At 44.7% G+C, this 19,537-nt stretch carries 9 protein-coding genes and 1 pseudogene; 4 read left to right on the top strand and 6 right to left on the bottom strand.

All coding sequences use genetic code 11. The features are described 5' to 3' along the window. Window positions 1–380: 380 nt before the first annotated feature. From IQ270_RS04930 to IQ270_RS04915, 5 genes are all read right to left on the bottom strand, one after another. Window positions 381–3,536, bottom strand: coding sequence for a PAS domain S-box protein (locus IQ270_RS04930; protein ID WP_193972135.1), 3,156 nt, complete (start codon window positions 3,534–3,536; stop codon window positions 381–383). Then, window positions 3,533–3,931: a response regulator gene (locus IQ270_RS04925; protein ID WP_193972134.1), complete on the bottom strand. Its 399-nt coding sequence runs from the start codon at window positions 3,929–3,931 to the stop codon at window positions 3,533–3,535. Before IQ270_RS04925 ends, IQ270_RS04930 begins: the two co-directional genes overlap by 4 nt. A 68-nt stretch (window positions 3,932–3,999) precedes the next feature. Further along, window positions 4,000–5,670, bottom strand: a complete 1,671-nt coding sequence (locus tag IQ270_RS04920; RefSeq protein ID WP_339384315.1) for an ATP-binding protein — start codon at window positions 5,668–5,670, stop codon at window positions 4,000–4,002. A 5-nt stretch (window positions 5,671–5,675) separates the two neighbouring features. Further along, a complete protein-coding gene (locus tag IQ270_RS32225) occupies window positions 5,676–6,542 on the bottom strand; it encodes a CBS domain-containing protein (RefSeq protein WP_339384314.1) in 867 nt (288 codons plus the stop codon). Window positions 6,543–7,301: 759 nt separating this feature from the next. Further along, a complete protein-coding gene (locus IQ270_RS04915) occupies window positions 7,302–13,370 on the bottom strand; it encodes an AAA family ATPase (RefSeq protein ID WP_193972133.1) in 6,069 nt (2,022 codons plus the stop codon). A 1,382-nt stretch (window positions 13,371–14,752) separates the two neighbouring features. Between IQ270_RS04915 and sds the strand changes: the two genes are divergently transcribed. Beyond that, window positions 14,753–15,724, top strand: a complete 972-nt coding sequence (gene sds, locus IQ270_RS04910) for a solanesyl diphosphate synthase (RefSeq protein WP_193972132.1) — start codon at window positions 14,753–14,755, stop codon at window positions 15,722–15,724. A 150-nt stretch (window positions 15,725–15,874) separates the two neighbouring features. On the opposite strand, the gene IQ270_RS04905 is transcribed toward sds, so the two are convergent. Beyond that, a complete protein-coding gene (locus IQ270_RS04905; RefSeq protein ID WP_193972131.1) occupies window positions 15,875–16,360 on the bottom strand; it encodes a hypothetical protein in 486 nt (161 codons plus the stop codon). Window positions 16,361–16,510: 150 nt separating this feature from the next. Between IQ270_RS04905 and hetZ the strand changes: the two genes are divergently transcribed. From hetZ to IQ270_RS04890, 3 genes and pseudogenes are all read left to right on the top strand, one after another. Further along, window positions 16,511–17,692 carry a heterocyst differentiation protein HetZ gene (gene hetZ / locus IQ270_RS04900; protein WP_193972130.1) on the top strand — a complete coding sequence of 394 codons (1,182 nt, stop codon included), beginning with the start codon at window positions 16,511–16,513 and terminating at the stop codon, window positions 17,690–17,692. Continuing rightward, complete coding sequence (locus IQ270_RS04895) at window positions 17,685–18,749, top strand: hypothetical protein (RefSeq protein ID WP_193972129.1); 1,065 nt, start codon at window positions 17,685–17,687, stop codon at window positions 18,747–18,749. The genes hetZ and IQ270_RS04895 overlap by 8 nt, the downstream gene beginning before the upstream one ends. 278 nt (window positions 18,750–19,027) lie before the next feature. After that, window positions 19,028–19,537, top strand: a pseudogene (locus IQ270_RS04890) (transglutaminaseTgpA domain-containing protein); the annotation flags it as partial.

The following is a 19,537-nucleotide window of genomic DNA, read 5'->3' as shown; positions in this document are numbered from 1 at the left end:
TACGCACAAAAACCCAAGAAACCGGGTTTTTTTACGGGGATAGCACTCAGGCAAAAAAGTGGTCTGACGCGCCAATTATAGCGGTAAGGTGCTCTTCGTCGCTCCCTACATAGCTATACAGCATATTCCATGTATATGTCGTACACATAATCTTGCCAGATCCCGTGTAAGGTGCGTCGCCCGCGTCTATATGTAGGTTCTCTCAAATATCTCGCAGCGACGCACCTTACGGATTCACACCACACAATTCCTGCTGCTACTGTACTTCATTAACCTGGAATGTGGCGTAGATTCTGCAGCCGGGAATGAAATAGTCGATCGACTATTTGATCAATCGTCCCAAATCCTCCCTTCTGTCTTCTTCCTTTTCCCCTCTTGCTTTAAAGATTTCTAAACTCCTCAATCAAATCGATAATCCGATCGCACCGGAAGTTATTCGCCAAATCGGCGATCGCCCTGCTGAAACCAGGACTAATCGCAGGAACCGACAACAGCAGCTCAAAAATCCGCTCGTTATCAACCGCATCCGCCGCATCGTACAATTCATCAACCCATTGGGCCGGCATACCTTCAAACAATGAAGCATTCAGCGTAAAAGGCAAAGAGGCCGTTTCAGGCGCGCCAACGTCACCGGGCGCAACAGCATCAGAACTCGGCGAAGCTGCTCGATCGTAAACATAGCGAACTCCCAGATACTTAGCCATCTTTTCCAGAATCACTTCCTCCCGAAAAGGCTTCGCCACAAAATCATCGCAACCAGCAGACAAAATCACCGATCGCTCCTCATCAAAAGCACTCGCCGTCAGAGCAATAATCACCGTTGCTTGACCCTTCAAATGCGCTTTAATTTGTTTAGTAGCTTCGTAGCCATCCATCACCGGCATCCGCATATCCATCCAAATCAAATGAGGTTCCCAACTCGACCAAATTTCCACAGCTTCAACCCCATTTTCAGCGTCCCGCACCGCAAAGCCGAGCGATGCCAGCATTCTGACCAACAGCAACCGACTTTCCAGGCGATCGTCAACAGCTAAAATCCGGTATTCCGGCTGTCCCGGTTCCAGACCCACAACCAGGCGAGCTGTTTGAGCCACCTGAATTTCCACTGCATTAGGCAGCGAAACTTTAACATCAAATCTAAAAATGCTGCCCTTACCCACACTGCTTGTCACCGTCATTTCTCCTCCCATTAACTGCACGAACTGTTGGCTGATCGGCAACCCTAAACCAGTTCCTTCTTGAGCTTTTCTCCCGCTTTCTGTTTGCACAAAAGGCTTAAACAAATTATCCATTTCTTGAGCCGAAATTCCCGAACCCGTGTCTTCCACTTCAAAAAGCAAGCAGCAATTTTCACTCCGCGGAATATCTCCGGAATCTTTATTTGACAGCAGCTCGTGTTTAACCCTCAAATTAACACCGCCTTCCGCCGTAAACTTGATCGCATTTCCCACCACATTAATCAATACTTGGCGCAACTTGCTTTCATCAGTTTCTACATACTGAGGTAAATCTGGAGTAGAATCAAAAATTAACTGCAACCCTTTTTTTTCAGCCGGCAGCTTCAGCATCTGTTCAGCATTTTTTAGCATTCTGTGCAAGTCGAAGGTGCTGTTATTAAGTGTTACCAGCCCGACTTCAATTTTTGACATTTGCAAAATATTGTTGATCAGAGCAAGCAAATGTTCCCCGCTGCGGCTAATAATTCCTAAATATTGCTGTTCGTCGGCATCGAGGACTGTGGAACGGGCCAGCAGTTGAGTGAAACCGAGAATTGCGTTGAGGGGAGTTCGCAATTCGTGGCTCATATTCGAGAGGAATTCGCTTTTCGCCCTGTTGGCTCTGTCAGCTTCTTCTTTTGCTTGTTGCAGGGCTATTTCTGCTTGTTTGCGCTCGGTAATATCGCTAGCTGTACCTGTTGTGCCGGTGATGTTTCCATCCGCGTCCAAGCGCGCGATCGCCTTCGTATTTACATCGATCGGTCTGCCGTGTTTTCCTAATACTATACTTTCGTACTGAAACACAGCATCTCCCGTCAGCAAGCGCTGCTGAAGTTCCCGGTTCCGGTCTATCTGTGCTGGCGCTAAAAAATCGCCAAAAGAACAGCCTAGCATTTCTTCCGGGTCATAACCGTAGATTTGTTTAACTGCTTGGTTCACAAAAGTAAGGCGTCCTTGGGCATCGCAAGACCAGATAATATCTTGGGAAGTTTCAACTAAATGGCGGTATTTTTCTTCGCTCTCTGCTAAGGCTATTTCTGCCAGCTTGCGGGGGGTAATATCCATCAAAGTTTTGAACAGTTTTGTCACTTGCCCTTGTTGGTTGACCACTGCTTCTCCTCTGGCTTCGATGTAGCGGACGAAGCCGCCTTCACCTGTTTCTGACGGGCAATTATCCGCAGCAATTATCAGTTCGGGTCGCAGAATTCGATATTCCAAACTGTAGGATTTCCCGCTAGCAATAGCAGCGTCGATCGTTGTTTGCCACTTTTGTTGATCTTCTGGATGCACGTATTTCAGAAACTCAGTTAGTGTTGGCGGCGCCTGACTTGAATCCAGACCGAAAATCTGAGATAATTCTTCCGACCAAGTAGTTGTATTCGCAGAGAAATCGCATTCCCAATTGCCGACGCGGGCCATTCTTTGCGCTGCTGCTAAAGAAACTGCTAAACCGCGGAGTTTTTCTTCTGCCAATTTGCGATCGGTAATATCTTGAATCACAGAAATCACACAAGTTTCGCCATGAATCTCAATGATTTCAGCAGACAGCAGTCCGGTTCTGAGTTCCCCACTTTTAGTGTGCCAATCAAATTCGTAGTTGCGAACAACTTGTTTTTCGCCTAACATTTCAAACAACTTAGCGCGGGCTTCTATACTTTCCCAAAGATTTAAATCCAGCGCCGTGCGATCGAGAATTTCTGCTGCTGAATAACCGATAGTTTGGCAAAAAGCCTCATTAATTTCCAAATAACTACCGTCTTTAAATCGGGTAATAGTAATCGGGTTGGGAGAACAACGAAAAGCTTTAGCAAACTTTTCCTCAGACAAGCGCAGTTGTGCAGTCCGTTCCTCCACTAAAGTTTCCAATTCTTGATTCAGCTTTTGGAGTTGAGCGTTTTGTTCCGCTAATTGCTTCTCCATAAAATAGCTGTTGACCGCTTCTTTTACCGTCAACTTCAAATCTTCTGACTGCCAAGGCTTCGATATGTATCGGTACAACTTAGCATATTTAATACTATTCGCCACTGCTTCGAGGTCTGCTTGCCCCGTCAGCATAATTTTGATAGTTTTGGGCAAAATTTTGTGAATTTGCTTCAGTAATTCGTCACCTTTGATATTCGGCATCAGATAGTCGGAAATTACCGCCACGATTTCGCTGCCCTCTGCCACCAATTCATCTATTAACTCTAAAGCATCTTCGCCGCCTTCAGCAATTTCTAATAAGTGTTCTTCTCCCAGGGCTTTTTTCAACTCTATTTTCAAACTTTCAAGAATTATCGGTTCGTCATCCACGCAAATAATCACAGGTTTATTATTCATACTTTTTTCAAACCCGATTTTATAGTTTTTACTAATTCATTGCCATCCCACGGCTTGTACAAACAGCGGTGCAAGTTTGCCTGCTCTTTTACCAGTTCTATTGCTATTTCATCTGCTTGACCTGTCAGCATGACTTTGACAATATTGGGATATTTTTGGTGAACCAAAATCAAAAATTCATCTCCTTTAATACCGGGCATCAACCAGTCAGATACTATGACCAAAATATGGCTTTCATCTTCTTTTTTAAGTTCTTCGATAATTTCCATAGCTTCATCGGCATTTTCTGCTACTTCATACAGGTAAGCATCGCCAAATTCTTTTTTAAGTTGGATTTTCAAACTGTTTAAAACCACAACTTCATCGTCAACGCAGAGAATTACTGGTTTGGGCATAAATTTTTACTCATCTTTGAATTTAAAATTGGGAGGAATATTGCGCCCGGTTTTTATTTTTAATTGCCTTAACTGATTTCGATAGGCAAGGATATAGTAAATGTGGTTTGACCGGGTACGCTTTCTACTTGCAGTTTACCTTGGTGCTTTTCAATGATTTTGTGAACTATATCCAATCCCAAACCGCTGCCTTCTCCAGCAGGTTTGGTCGTAAAAAAAGGCTCAAAAATTCTTGGCAGAATCTCTGGGGGAATGCCTTGACCGCTGTCGGTAATACTGACTGATATTGAGTTATCTTGGTGTTTGACATCAATTTTTAACACTCCTTTGTTGCCCATCGCTTGTAAAGCATTGTGAAGCAAATTTGTCCAAACTTGATTTAGTTCATCAGGATAGCATAGCACAGAGGGCAAATCAGTACAATAGTTTCTCACTACTTCTACACCGTGTTTGATTTGGTAGTGGTAAAGCGTTAAAACGGTATCAATCCCGTCAGTAATATTTGCGATTGTCTTGGAGCCAGACTGGTCGTAGCGAGAGTAGCTTTTCAATGCAAAAACGATTTTGGCAGCCCTATCGGTCGCAGTAGCAATATTTTTAGTGCTTTTTTGTAGCGTAGCGAATTCGTAGGCGGTTTGTAAAATATTTTGACTTTTGCTATCTTTCAACAAAGGTAAAAAAGGTTCTACGTTATTGCAGATACCAATATCTAACAAGGTACAAGCAAGGCTGTCTGCGTCGTCAATTCCTTCTGATTCTAATTGTCGCTGCAAAAGTTTTTTTAACTGACGTTTTTCTTTACTAGATAAGTTGTCTGTTTCCTCGCTTGATTTGTGCAGCAGCGCCAAAAAATCCTGATGCCGTTCGGGGGATAGTTGCTGGAAAAATATTGGCAAATTCTCCAATTGTTTTGCCCAGAAATCGGCAATGTTATGCACCGAGGAGCGAATCGCCCCCAAGGGAGAATTGATTTCGTGAGCAACTCCGGCAATTAACTGTCCGAGAGCTGCCATTTTTTCTGATTGAATCAGTTCTTTCTGAGTGTGCTTTAATTCTTGCAGGGTCTGAGCTAATTCCGCATTTTTTTGGCACAGCGCAGACTCTGCTAGTTTGCGGTCGCTGATGTTGCGGGCAACCCAAATCACTGCATCTTTTGAGAACAAAGAGATGCAGGCGGAAAACCAAATCTCGCGGTCTGATACTGTTAAGCTATAGTCGAAATTGAGCGTTTTTTGCGTTTCTAAGACTTGATTAACTAGCCTCCACCAATCATCTGGGTTATCGTCGTCAAAAAAATGTTCTACCGTCAAGCTGACTGTATCGCAATCTGGCTCAGAAAACGCTGCTGAATTGGTAGGTAAAACTTCTATGTTGCCCTTACTGTCTAGTACGAGAACGATGTCCGTCATTGCTTCAAAAACTGCTCGAACTTTGCTTTCAGAAAAAAGCAACTTTTCTTCTAGCAATTTGCGACCGCTAATTTCTTGCTGCAATTCTTCGTTGCTGGCTGCTAGTTGAACAGTGCGCTCTTGCACTCGCTGTTCGAGCTCGATGTTGAGGCGACGGACTTCAGCTTCAGCGGTGGCGCGGTCTTGTATTTCCTGTTTTAACTGACTGTTAGCATTAATTAATTCTAAAGTTCGATGTTTAATTTGTTCTTCTAAATTTTCATTTAAAAGTCGCAATTTTTCCTCTACTTCTGTTCGGCGAAGCGCTTCTTTTTGCAATTGTTCGTTCACTTGTTTTAACTCCTGAATCTTTCGGCAACTGTTTCCTGCAAAAGCTCGACATTCTCGTGCATTTCTACGGGATCTAAGACCTGTAGTAGCGTACTTTGGGTCACAATTCCGGCTAAATATCCTGCTTCGTCCAGCACCACCAAGCGCCGGATGCAGTGCTGTTGCATCAACTGGTGAGCCTGCCACAATGTGGCTTTTGCCTGCAAAGGTATCAGGGGAAAACTCATCGCAGCGGCGGCGGTAGTGCCGACAAAATCGAGTCCGGCAGCTTGGAATTTAACAATGTCGCGTTCTGTAATTATGCCTACTGGTTTCTGATTTGTGTTGTCGCCCTGATTGCAAATGACTATGCAGTTTTTGCGCCTTGTTGCCATCTGTTTTGCGACTTCTAAAACTGAGGTTTTAGTTGAGGCAACTATTACTTCGGCGGTCATGATTTCTTGGGCGCGCCGCATTTGCAGCAAGTCGCTTGGTTTCAGGATTTGACGGATGCTTTCTGAGGTGATGACACCGAGCAAGTTTCCGCTGGTGTCTGTGAGGGGCAAGTGACGGATTTTTGCGACTCGCAATATGCCCAATACCTTAAAGATATTCCCGGCTCTAGCGAGGTTCAGGACGATCGAATTTTCCGTCATTACCTCAGAAATTGTCAGCCCTGCTAGCCCTCTTTCGCTAGCAGTTATTTTGACAGCATCGCGCTCAGTAAAAATCCCGATCGGTTGTCGCTCAAGCGCGATTAAAACGCAACTGGCGCTCGCCTGAGTCATCGCGGCGATCGCAACTTTTAACGGTGTATCTGGAGGCAGCACCGGCGGTTTGAGGTCGATCGCCTTTTCTAGCAAGTTTTGGCTATCATCAACTGTGGTTGACATGGGCAAATCCAGGGGGAGAGATGTAGGCAAAATCGGCAATTAATACCCAATTTTGGTTAAATATTCTCTTTATTTCTCAGCCCGCTTTGGCGGGCAAAAGTTTGTCTAGAGGCGGTTGAAACCGCCGAATTATAAAGGGGTGGGTGACTCGGAACTGGCAATTAATACCATTTTAGATTTAAAATTTGACAATGGCGATACCCCCATCGCGAGCGAATTTTGACATCTGTCTAATACCATTTTAAATTTATTTAAAATTCAAGAATTGAACAATTGAAAATCACTGATGACATAACGGTTTGGAAGACGCGCCTAAATTTGCATTGTTTTTTAACCCCACCCAAAATGGATACCCTGCCACGTACTCAAGTCATAGACAGCCAAAACTTTTAGACTTTTGTTCCAGTTCCCAGATTCACGGCGCTGCAAGTAAATCTTAAATCCCAAATCTCAAATCCCATGACATCGTTTCCGGTTGCACCGATATTTTTCAAATGTCCGAACAGCTTTCGAGTCAACACTCAACAGTCAATAGTCAACAATCACCTGACGGTGCAGCCTGGATTGATATAACATCTGTCTAGAGTTGCAGTTTTGTTCGCAGCTCGGTATGATTTTTTAGTACAATAGAGTAATCCTCGCATCATTTGTATAATTTATTGTAGGGCTATTCCCCCCCCTTGAATATCCCCGATCGAGGGTAAGCACTCTTAGCAATACCCTACAAATTTTGTGAATCCTGCAAGGATTGCAGTAGAGCTAAATGGCGATCGGAATTGACACAGTAAAGGTCGTTTGACCGATCGCCGATCTTACTTCTATCTTACCCGAATGTTTTTCAACAATTTTCTTAACAATATCTAGTCCCAAGCCAGTGCCTTCGCCAGCGGGTTTTGTGGTAAAAAACGGGTCAAATATTCGCGGCAAAATCTCCGGAGCAATTCCCTTGCCGCTATCGGTGACGCTGACGAACATCCTCTGATGTTCAGCTCTCACCTCTACTCTTAAAACTCCGCAATTGTCCATCGCTTGTAAACCATTGTGAATCAGATTTGTCCAAACTTGATTGAGTTCGTCTGGATAGCACAGCAATTGTGGCAGTCCATCTTGATAATCTCTGACAACTTCTACTCCCTGTTTGAATTGGTTGTAATAAAGAGTTAATATTGTTTCTATCCCCTCCGTAATATTGCCCATTACCTTTTCTCCCGTAGAGTTAGAGCGAGAATATGTTTTTAAAGCAAAAACTACTTTTGCCGCTCTATCTGTAGCTGTGATAATAGTATTTGTGCTTCTTTGCAAAGTAGAAAGTTGATAAGCTCGGTGCAAAATATCCGAGCTGTTAGAGTCTTGCAGCAAAGGCAAAATTGATTCGATATTGTCATAAATGCCGATGTCAACTAAAGTATCAGCTACTGTTTGTGGATTCGCAACATAACTGTTTGATAGTTGCCGAACTAAAGCTCTTTTGAACTGGCGTTTTTCTCGGTTAGAAAAGCAGATAGCCTGCTGGTATTTCGGCAGCAGCGTCAATAAATCCGAGTAGCGTTGTGGGGATATTTTGTCGAAAAAATCGGCGATTTCCGCAAGATTTTGATTGAAAAAATCGGCTAAATTTTCGACAGACGATCGAATCGCACCCAGGGGAGTATTGATTTCGTGAGCCACACCGGCAACAAGCTGTCCCAATGCAGCCATTTTTTCTGATTGAATCAGCTCTTGTTGCGTTGTTTGCAGGTTTTGCATGGCTTCGGAGAGTTCTCTGGTGCGCGAGGCTACTTGCATTTCCAAAGTTCTGTTGTACTCTGCTATTAGTTTCTCAGCTTGTTTGCGATCGGTGATATCGCTGAAAGCAGTAATCGCATAGACAATATTGTTTTTGTTGTCAAAAATCGGTTGCGAGTGCATTTCCAAAGGCACAATCTTGCCGGATTTGCGGACTTCTAAATTATCGGCGATCGTACTTTCGCCTTTGAGAGCTCGCAAAGCGGGCAATTGTCGATCGGAACAGGGGCTTTCCGTTCCTGAAATATATATTTCACCAGCCGAAACCAACTCTTCACCTGTAGGCGACGACGCAAAAACCTGACCGAGTAACCGCTGTCCGGTTTGATTGATATAGGATACCTCACCGTTGGAATTGTGTACAGTTATTCCAACAGGTACAGCCTCTAAAAACTGAGTCAATTTGCTTTGACTTTCCCACAGTTGTGCGTAAAGTTTAGCATTAGCAATAGAAACAGCAGCCTGCGTCGATAACACTTGCAAAACCTCTATTCTGTCATCAGTAAAAGCACTAGAAGTTAGATTGTTTTCTAAATAAATAATTCCAATTAATACACCTTGATTCAGCAAAGGCGCGCACAAAACAGACTGAGACTGATGTTGGATAATATACGGATCGCCAGTAAAGTTTCCCAGCTCGGCTGCACAATCTTCGACAATACTTTGTTTGGTACGGGCGACATAATTAACAATGGAAATAGGTAGACATTGTTCGGCCCGAATCGACTGCAAAACCTCAACGCGATCGCTATCAACTCTCCCCGAAGCTTCCACCAGCAACTCACCTCGATTTTCCAAAATCAAAAAACCCTTTTCTGCCCCGGCATTTTGCAGCATAATTCTCATCAAAGAAGCCAGCAACTTGTCCAGCACAATCTCGCTAGCGATCGCACCCGAGGCTTGCATCACTGCCGCAAAATCAAAACTTTTGTTAGAATCACCGCTCTTAGAAATATTAGTAATTGTAGTACAGTCGCTGCTCATGCTAGTTGCTGCGGGAATTGTAATTAAAAATTGAGGATAGTGTTTTTCCAAATCCTCAACTTTGCCTAAAGCTCCCCAGTGAGTGTAACAGTAGCGAGCGTCAGCCAAATAAACTCGCGCAATCTTACTTTTACCCCAACCGACATAAAATTTAGCTGCCAGTTCGTGAGCGAGAGCTTCTTCGTTAATATATTCATTTTTATGCGCTAAACTAATCGCGCGATCGTACTCTTCCATTGCCTGAAAAAAATCACCCAAAACCCGATGTTTCTCAGCCTCAACCAAATGAAATTTATGCAAGTGATTCATCGGGGCGCGGGCAGCCAATTTTTGCATTTTTTCTTGGTTTTTTCCTACTCTTTCTAGCAGACAATCTCGCTCCAAGCCATCCGCCTGGGGATACGCAGCGAGCGCAGCCAAAGAATCGTAAAAATAAAACACCGGCACAGTTAACAAACCAGTTCCTTCCCTTAAAATTTTTCGGAATTTACCTGCATTCTCCAGTGCTTGGGGCAAATCGCCGAACAAATAACACAGTACGAGTTTGTGCAAATAAAAGTAATGAATTCCTGTGCGATCGTTTGCTTTCATCAGCAATGGCAGCAGATGCTCTTCTTGGCAAGCTCTCCCCGATAAATTGCAGGGATTATTTGCCTCATTCAGCAAGTTAAGCACCGCTTGATGAAATATTTGATTGCACTGCAAATTGATTGATTGCTTGAGTTGAGCCAGCAGCTTGCTAGAAGAGGCAATTTCGCGTTTGAGCGCTGTAAGTTCTTGCCCAACAAAATAAGCATATTGAGATTTTTGTTGAACACAATAAGCGACAAACTCAAAATCTCCGTTTTTGAGCGCACTTTGATAGCTTTCTCGGAACATTGGCAGCGTTTCCCTGACATGATACTTGCTGTGAGCGATACAAGCTGCTACTAGATATAATATTCGGGCTCTGAGGTGGTTTGCATTAAACATCGAGACTAAATTTAAAGCCAATTCGCCTAACTTATTTGCCGATTCAATATCCAAAGATTCGCTGTTCAAAACTACGCCCCAAGCCGCATAAAAAAAAGCAGAAATCGGTGAATTTCCATACTGAATACATGAATTAATCTGTGACAAAACCAGCGGCGCGAACAGTTGAGGAGCGCAGTGAAATGCCGCAGGAACTATGCTTGCTGCGATCCTCATTGCGGCCAGTTGTTCGGGAGATGTCATCACAGGCAGACTCATCAAGTCTTCGATATTTTTTCCGGCTAATTTTGCCGCTGTTTGCTCTAATTCTTGCTGAATGCTTAACTCGCTAGGATTTTCCGAAAAACTTACACCAAATTGTGCTAGCACTTCTCTGCCGAGTGCGATCGCGTCTAGCTGTCTCCTCTGCACGATATAAGCTTGAATTTTTACCTCATAAACTTTGATTTTGTCTAGCAAAGTTCTCCCTTGCAGCAGCACAGTCCGAAACAACTGTTCCATCAGCTCAAATTCGCGGCTAAAATACGCCGCCTCAACTGATTCTACATAAATATTTAAAGTTAGCTCATACTGATTTTGCCAGCTATAATCTGCCAGTAATCGACGGCTGACAGTTAAATACTTCACCGCATCACTATAAGCTGCCCCCGCTTTAGCTTTTTTCCCTGCAATCAAATTCAAGCGAGCAATTTTATCACATTCTTTTCGGTCTAATTTGGCTGTTAAATCTAAACCTTTTTTGATGCCAAGATTAAGATGGTAGACAATCTTAAAAATATCATCTAGCAGAGTATTGGCAAATGTTTGCCATAGAAAATAACCTATTTTCCAGTGAAATATTTGTTTTTGCTGTTCGTCAATCAAAGCATAAGCTGCTTGCTGCACTCCCTCGTGTAAAAATTTAAAATTCACAATTAACAGCTCGGCATTTACCTCAGAAACTGGTAAAATTAAATTAGATTCCAGTGCAGCCTGGAGGTTGGCAAACACTAACTGTGGAGATTTTTCGGAAATCATCGAAAGCAGGTGCAAGTCAAAATCTGTTCCCACACAAGCTGCCAAGCCTAAAACTTGCTGCGTTGACTCTGGCAGTCTTGGTAGTTTGCCAATCATCAACTCGACTACATTATTAGTAATTTCCATCTCTTCGATTTGAGAAACATCCCACTGCCAGCTTGTTTGAAAACCCGCTTGATTTTTTTGGTATTCTGAAACAAAACTGGGGCATGAAGTAGGCTCAGAAGTCAATTGGGGACACCGAGTATAATTAAAAGTTATTAAGTTTTCGGCATGGAGCATTTTCAGAAATTCGCTGACAAAGAAAGGATTGCCCCCTGTTTTCTGCCTCACGACTGCCGCTAGGGGTGCTACTAATTTTTTGTCACTGCGTAAAGTCTCAGCAATCAAATTAGTAATGTCTGCTATTTCCAACGGAGGCAAGGTAATTTGATTTACCGTTGCTCCGAGTTTTCGCAATTCTGTCGTGGCTACCATTAAAGGATGAACAAAAGTGATATTTTTGTCGTGATATGCGCCAATAATCAATAAATATTCAGATGCTTTGCTAGCGGTGATTGGTGCGTAATTTTCAATATTTTGGCTGGCAGGGCTTGTCATTAAGCCCGCAGCTATCTGTTGAATTAATTTGAGGCTGGCGCAGTCTGCCCAGTGCAAATCATCTAGAAAAATAACTAAGGGATGCTCTTTTGAACAAAATACTCGCAAAAATTGGATGAATACTAAATTAAAACGATTGCTGGCCTCATTTGTGTCTAATTCCGGTACGGGAGGTTGTTGACCGATTATTAATTCTAAATCCGGAATTATATCAATAATTATTTGTGCGTTAGGTGCGATAGCTGCTAAGAGTTTAGCGCGCCATTGTTGAAATTGTTCGGCGCTTTCTGTGAGGATTTGTTGGAGCAATTGTTGAAAAGCTTTTATGATACCACTGTAAGGAACGTTTGGCTGCAATTGTTCAAATTTTCCGGTGATGAAGTAGCCGTTTTTTTCGATAATTTGCTGGTAAATTTCTTGTGCCAGCGATGACTTGCCTGTACCGCAATCACCTGCTATCAAAAATATTTCTACTCGCTTTTGTTCTTGAGAGTGGGGGCGACTGTCGGTGATTCGCTCAAATGCTGCGAGTAATGTTTTAATTTGTGTTTCGCGTCCGTACAGTTTTTGCGGAATTTTAAATCGATCGCAAATATCTTGGCTGGCTAGGGAGATTTCTGAGATTTGACCGCACGTGTTTAATTGGTTTAGGCATTCTTCTAAATCTGCTTTGATGCCCCAAGCACTTTGGTAGCGGTCGTCTGCATTTTTGGCTAATAATTTGGCGATTATATTAGAAACTGCTGCGGGAATTTGTCGATCGACTTCGGCGGCCGGTTTTGGCTGTTTGGCAATGTGGCAGTGTACTAATTCTAGGGCGCGGGCGGTGGCAAAAGGCAGTTGGCGAGTCAGCATTTCATACAGAGTTGCGCCGAGAGAGTAATAGTCGGTGCGATAATCTAGGCTGCGGTTCATTCTGCCAGTTTGTTCTGGAGACATATAGGCCAGAGTGCCTTCTAAAACCAGGGGATTTTTGAGGGCGGGTTGTTCGGTTAATTGTTCTGGCGCGAATACACTGGCTATGCCAAAGTCAATGATTTTGAGTTGGTTGGTGCTGCGATTGAGAACTATGTTGCCAGGGTTGATATCTTTGTGTATAATGTTGGCGGCGTGAATATTTCCTAAAATGTCGGCTATTTGAATGGCGAAGCTGAGAGCTTCCGAGAGGGTAAAAAAGCCAGATTGCATCAACCTTTTGAGAGATTCGCCTCCGAAGTCTTCTAGTACGATCGCAAAAGTGCGATCGTAGTTTTCTAGGCTGTAAGCTTTGACGACTCCTGGGAGATTTAAGCTGCTGATGATGTCATATTCTTGCTTTTGGCGGGCGAGTGCTGCTGGAGTGGGGTAGTCTTGCTTGAGTATCTTGAAGATTACGCGCTGGTCGTCGGTCGATCGCACTCCTCGGTAAACTAGAGATCGATCGCTTTCATAGATTTTTCTGAAAATTTTGTAGCCGGGAAAGTTGAGCATATCTGCTGAATCTTAGGGTGCAGGTTAAGGAAATTGTCAAGGAACCGCCTTTAAATCAGTGTAACTACTGATACGTGTCCGCAGGTATCGCCACAAATATTCTCAGACTTGCCGCCAGTAACTCGTACCGCAGAAAATCACGCTACGGGCAATTTTCAACAATTATCCTAGTTCCCAAAAACCATGCAGCGGCAGGCCCGCGATCCAAACCGCGAACTCGATCGTCCCCAATTTTTGAATCTTAAATATTAAATATTATCTTAAATGCTAAGCTGTTGTGCATTTAAAATCTATGTCAAAAAAAAATAAAACTATTGTGGGGTGGGCATCCTGCCAGCCCTGAATATGCAATGTTTATTTGCGCGACAACTTATAACCCTGCCTTTGTGCGCTAGCATTCAAGGCAGGGTTATTATTGAATATTCGGAATTCAGAGGCAGTAGCCATTGCTCAAAGGCAGGATTCGGCCTGGGCTCTAGCTGCACTACTCGCCCAATCTAGTTATTTTAGAGCTGCGTTCGACCAACATCAGCACTACATAAATAGTCATTACATAGCCGGCGGCCAGAATTGGAATAATGAGAGGAATATCGTGATAAATCATAATGATAACCAAAAGTCAAGGACGAGGAGGAGAAGGATAATTTCAATACCTGCGACATTAAGTCAGCACCTAAGACGATGCCTTGGTTCTGAAGACTGCTTTTCTAGATCAAACCTGCGGGAAGATTTAGGCGTTCCCGGTTAGTCGATTTAAGATTTTCCATTTTAGATTTACTCACAGATGAATCTGGGAGATTGAACAAGAGTCTAAAATTTTGCGATCTCCACGACAGCCCTGCGGAGGCTTCCGTTTTTCGGCGGGGTCAATAATGATTTACTGCTTTACAGATGCTTAAACAGCCTAAAACCATCCACTTTAGCTACTTTGAGCTACCGCGCAGATAAGATGCGCTTGTCTTAACTTCTGAAAATTCTTAGTCGCAATGAACTAAAAATCTGTCCCAGAAATTTTTTCTGCGAAAGGAGTAATCAAGCTGGCTCTACGAAACTCTTACAGGCATCTGAAAGCTACTTGCCAGCCTGTATCGACTACAGCCTGTACTTAATGTATAGAATTGTTTAAATCCTTAATACCTATAATAGCACAGGGTTTCTGGGATTTACAGATTTATGGGCATTGTGCTTAACAATTCTATACAATAGGCAACTCCTCTGGCGGCAGGCTACTCGCTGGAGGTAGTGGGGTGACTCGGAGCGGGCTAAAGATGAGAAATAAGTGGCGATCGCCTAAATTTCTCTTCCCTATTGCAGAGAATTATCTTAAAATAAAGATATGATATGTAAAATTTTGTTACTTTACGGCTTGAGTCGGCGTATCCATGATCTCTAGCACTGTCCTATTTTCCTCGGTAGAAGAAGACCTGCGACTGTTGACAGAAAACTTAAAACAGTTAGTCGGTGCCCGTCATCCCATCTTGTACGCGGCTGCGGAATACTTATTCGGCACAAAGGGAAAACGGGTGAGACCCGCAATAGTCTTGTTGATGGCCAAGGCGACTATGCCCGATCGCGAAATCACAGAAAAACACCGCCGCCTCGCGGAAATCACCGAAATGATCCACACGGCAAGTCTAGTCCACGACGACGTGGTAGACGAGTCGGACTTGCGGCGGGGAGTGCCGACGGTACACAGTCGGTTTAACAATCGAGTGGCAGTATTGGCGGGAGATTTTCTGTTTGCTCAATCTTCTTGGCATTTAGCAAATCTGGACAACCTGGCAGTAGTCAAACTGCTTTCGGAAGTGATTATGGATTTAGCAGAGGGGGAAATTCAACAGGGACTAAATGGATTTGACACGAGTTTGTCGATCGAAGCGTACCTCGAAAAAAGTTACTACAAAACAGCCTCTTTAATTGCCAACAGTTCTAAAGCAGCGGGCTGTTTGAGTGAGGTTTCAGGGGAAATAGCAGAAGATTTGTACAACTACGGTCGCAACATTGGTTTGGCATTCCAAATAGTAGATGATATATTAGATTTCACCGCTTCAACGGAAACTTTGGGGAAACCCGCAGGCTCGGATTTAATTGGCGGTAATCTGACAGCGCCAGCACTATTTGCCCTGGAGGAAAAGCCTTATTTGGAAGTTCTCATAGAACGCGAGTTCGCTCAAGAAGGAGATCTACAGCAGGCTCTGGCACTGGTAGCAGATTCCCGAGGTATAGAGCGATCGCGAGAACTAGCAACAAATCACGCGCACAAAGCCGTCGAATACTTGGCAGCGCTGCCGCATTCAGAGTCCCGCCAAGCTTTGATTGATTTAGCAGATTACGTTTTGAGCCGACTTTATTAGCAGGAAGAAGGAAGAAGGAAGAAGGAAGAAGGAAGAAGGAAGAAGGAAGAAGGAAGAAGGAAGAAGGAACTGGTTATTAGTTACCAGCTTGGGGCTGCCAAGTCCCAAGTCCCAAGTCCCAATTCCCAACTCCCAATTTCCAATTTCCAACTATGCGATATCCGGGGGGAGATTGCTAGAATTTGGCGGTGGAGCCGATCGGTACTGTTGCAAATAAACGCTAATTAATTCCTGCACTTGCTCGCGAGGGATTTCCGTTCCGACTTCCTGATTGCCGGGATTTTCAAAAAAAACAATGCTGTCTAGACCTTCGAGAGCGATCATCTGAAATAAAATGTGAGTCACAGGCAAAAGCACCGGTCTGACGCGATCGGCCGCCACCGCCGCCGCAGAGGACGCATCTTTAAGAGTGGGAAAAGCATAAATCACCTTCTTCTGGCGTCCCGGTTGCTTGAGATTGCTCAAAACCACGATCGCCCAACTTTCGTCTAACGCTTGCAGGATCGAGTATTCGAGGTGCTGTAGCTGTTGGGCTATTAAAATCAGCGCCGGAGCGATCGCCTGTAAGATTTGTGGCGTCGAACCGTCGGGCGGAGCTTTTTCGATCAGTGCTTGAATCTGTTGGTCAAAATCCATCAGTCAGTTAATGTGAGATTTGAGTTTCAGAATTTCAGGGTAACAGGTGCGCGTCCAAGTATGTGATCTGCAGCACTGCCACTATAAAATGTAAAATCCCAAATATAAAGTCCCAGGGTGTGCTAGTTTCATTGTTAGCTGTAAACCATCATGCGGGAAATCTGCCAGAGCGTGGAAACCATATTTCAACTGCTGTTAGACGAACTCAAAAAGTCCACTCGCGCGTCTGAGCAGAACTGCCAAGATGTAGCAGGGCGACTCGCAGCAGAAGTCACCAGGATATGCACAGAAAGCCAGCGGATTCAAGACTCCGGAGACATAGAAGGTGCAGCCGAGAGCCTTGCCCAGCACCGCTTGCAACAATGCCTCCACTACTACAATTTAGGCTCCGGGCCCGGGCGAGTAGAATTGCACAGCACCCTCAGCGCGATCGTCTATCGCTACATCACCCCTCCCCAAGTGCAGTCTAGCTATCAAGCGCGAATAGAACTGATCAGAGATTTCTTGCAAGGATTTTATCTCGAAGCCTTAAAGGCATTCCGGCGCGAAACCCAACTACCACCCACATACAGTCCCCGCACTCGCTTAGAACTAGCAGAGTACATGGCCTTTGTAGAGCGCTTCGGCAAGCGGCGCATTCCTTTACCTCGGAACCGCAGCCAGCAACTAATTATTTTACGGGCCCAAACCTTTTCCCAGCAGCAGCCCAAAGAAACCTCTGTAGATATGGAACAAGCCGCTGACGGAGGCGCTTCAGATTCCGACCAAACTTGGAACGACACCTCGGTACACTCCGTGCGGGAAGCGATGGCCGGACAGGGTTCATCTGCAATTCGCCCCCAAGGCGACGAGTCAGAATCTCTACGACAAAACGTAATTGACGAATTAGTCGCTTACTTAAAAGAGCGCAACCAACAAGAATGCGCCGATTACTTCGTGCTCCGCTTGCAAGACTTGCCCACTAATGAAATAGAGTCGCTTCTTGGCATCACTCCGCGCCAAAGAGACTATTTGCAGCAGCGCTTCAAGTACCACTTGCTCAGGTTTGCCATGTCCCACCGCTGGGAACTCGTTCACCAGTGGCTGGAAGCAGATTTAGACCGCAATCTGGGTTTGCTGCCTTCTCAGTGGCACGCTTTTGGCGAGCAAATTGGTCTAGAGGGACAGCGTTTGCTAAAGTTGAAACAACAGGGTCTGTCAGAGTCAGCGATCGCGCAAAGCCTCGGCAGCACGGTAGCCCAGGTACAGAAACGGTGGTTTAAATTGCTGGAACTTGCCTGGGAATTGCGAAATCGTTCAGATTCCGGAGAAGGGGCATCTACTGATGAATAACGAAACGAACAGGGATGCAGAGGCTTTCGAGCGCCATTTTTTAGACTGGATATTGCAGGCGCCAATCCAGAATGCCTCTAGCGAAGATCAGGAAAATCTTTCTGAACCCACTCCCTCAGAAGAGTGGGACGACACAGAAGAGAATTCCGGGGTGGAATACTGGGAATGGGACGAACCAGACCCGATCGACTACCAAGCCGGAGAGCACAGCAATGCTCCCGCACAACCCCTGACTATTGGAGATATACCGACCGTGCAAGACCGTTTTCAGACCTTGTTAAAAGAAAGGCTTAGAGCCGAAATTGAATCCAACCCGCCGCTGTTCCCCTGGGAAACAGAACTCAAAAGCTACGACTACGACTATCCAGACGATGCAGTCCCCCAATGGGTTCCCCCCCTGCACGTCTGGACCCCCCAACTACAAAATATTAGATGGGGTCGCCTGCCAATTCCGATCGCCCAAGAGGTTTTTGCTCAACTGCTAGAACCTTGTCAGGAACTGGTAATGTCGTCGGTGCGGGAAGGCTTGAAATTAGTTCGCGCTGTAGATAGCTTGTTTCCGGGCCAGTCTCAGGAACTTAACGAACTAGCTGGTATCGTACTCCTGGGTGCTACCAGAGGAATTACAGGTTTAGAACTAGAAGATTTACCGAATTACGAAGTGGCAACTACCGACCAACAAATGCTGATGTCGCTGTTGGCCGCCCGAGAAATCATTGACTCTCTAACTTTGAATTGTCCTGTAAATCAGCCGCCGGTTTCCCGACAATGGTTGACAGCTTTGGGTTCGCTGACTCTGCAGGCTCAATACCTGTCCAACCGCAACACAGAACCACCAAGACCGTGTTTAAGAGTTGAGTGCGAATTTCCTGGGGCAGGAAGTTTGGAACTCAAGGGAGGAGATGCCGAAGCAACTGCACAGCGTCCGAATTCCGGGCATTTAAGTGTGGAATTGTTTGACCCGCAACCTGACAAGACTTATGCCCTAGAAGTTCGATTCCAAAACTTCGAGACACGACCTTTGATGTTTGCTATTCGTCCAATTTTGGCTGGATAAAATAGCAATTATAAAGGTACAATTAGAGCAAATAACTGCGTTTTTTACTCGGCGGTTTGAGTTCACACAAAAACAGATACAATCTGCTTAATTTTGTCGGGGAAAGCCAAAAAATTTAGATATTAGTTCAATCCCCCAGATTCATCTGTCAAGTTAATCGGTGGATTCAATCTAAAATCTAATCATAGAGAAATAAGATTTAGATATTAGTTAAAACCCAGATTGCATCTGTGGATTCAATCTAAAATCTAAAATCTAAAATCATGGGATGGGTGCACATGACAACTGATAACCAGCGAAAGATACCTGTGTTGGGTAAACTGTGGGAGCGGATTGAGGCAATGCCTCCGCCCGTGACTGAGGATTCTTTGCTGCTGCGAATCCTAGTTCAGTTGTTGGTAATTGTGGGAATTGTAGCTACTGACGTTGCTTCTGAACAAGCCCTGAACCTGTGGGCTGTGCCTGTTAGTATTGTGGGAGCAACTTGGAGTTGGTACCGCCGCCGCGATCGCAATGTAGCTGCTAAGTTCTGCATCGCTATTGGAATGCTAGTGGCGCTATTCGCTTTTTTTACCCGCTTGGTAGGAGAATTAAACGATACGCGGTTAGTTTTGGCGCAATTGTTAATTAACATTCAAGTGCTGCACAGCTTCGATTTACCCCGCCGCAAGGATTTGGGATATTCGATCGTCATCGGGCTAATTCTGCTGAGTGTAGCGGCGACTATCAGTCAAACGCTGACTTTTGGGCCGTTTCTGTTGGCGTTTTTGGCTTTAGCGCTGCCGACT

The organism is Microcoleus sp. LEGE 07076, assembly GCF_015207455.1.
Taxonomy (GTDB): Bacteria; Cyanobacteriota; Cyanobacteriia; order Cyanobacteriales; family Microcoleaceae; genus Microcoleus.
Note: the sequence above shows the minus strand (reverse complement) of the source record. Positions and strands in the feature narration are given on the sequence as shown.

Coding starts and splice junctions, on each gene's coding strand:
- IQ270_RS04930 (WP_193972135.1), bottom strand. CDS start 3,536: ATGAATAATAAACCTGTGATTATTTGCGTGGATGACGAACCGATAATT.
- IQ270_RS04925 (WP_193972134.1), bottom strand. CDS start 3,931: ATGCCCAAACCAGTAATTCTCTGCGTTGACGATGAAGTTGTGGTTTTA.
- IQ270_RS32225 (WP_339384314.1), bottom strand. CDS start 6,542: ATGTCAACCACAGTTGATGATAGCCAAAACTTGCTAGAAAAGGCGATC.
- IQ270_RS04915 (WP_193972133.1), bottom strand. CDS start 13,370: ATGCTCAACTTTCCCGGCTACAAAATTTTCAGAAAAATCTATGAAAGC.
- sds (WP_193972132.1), top strand. CDS start 14,753: ATGATCTCTAGCACTGTCCTATTTTCCTCGGTAGAAGAAGACCTGCGA.
- IQ270_RS04905 (WP_193972131.1), bottom strand. CDS start 16,360: ATGGATTTTGACCAACAGATTCAAGCACTGATCGAAAAAGCTCCGCCC.
- hetZ (WP_193972130.1), top strand. CDS start 16,511: ATGCGGGAAATCTGCCAGAGCGTGGAAACCATATTTCAACTGCTGTTA.
- IQ270_RS04895 (WP_193972129.1), top strand. CDS start 17,685: ATGAATAACGAAACGAACAGGGATGCAGAGGCTTTCGAGCGCCATTTT.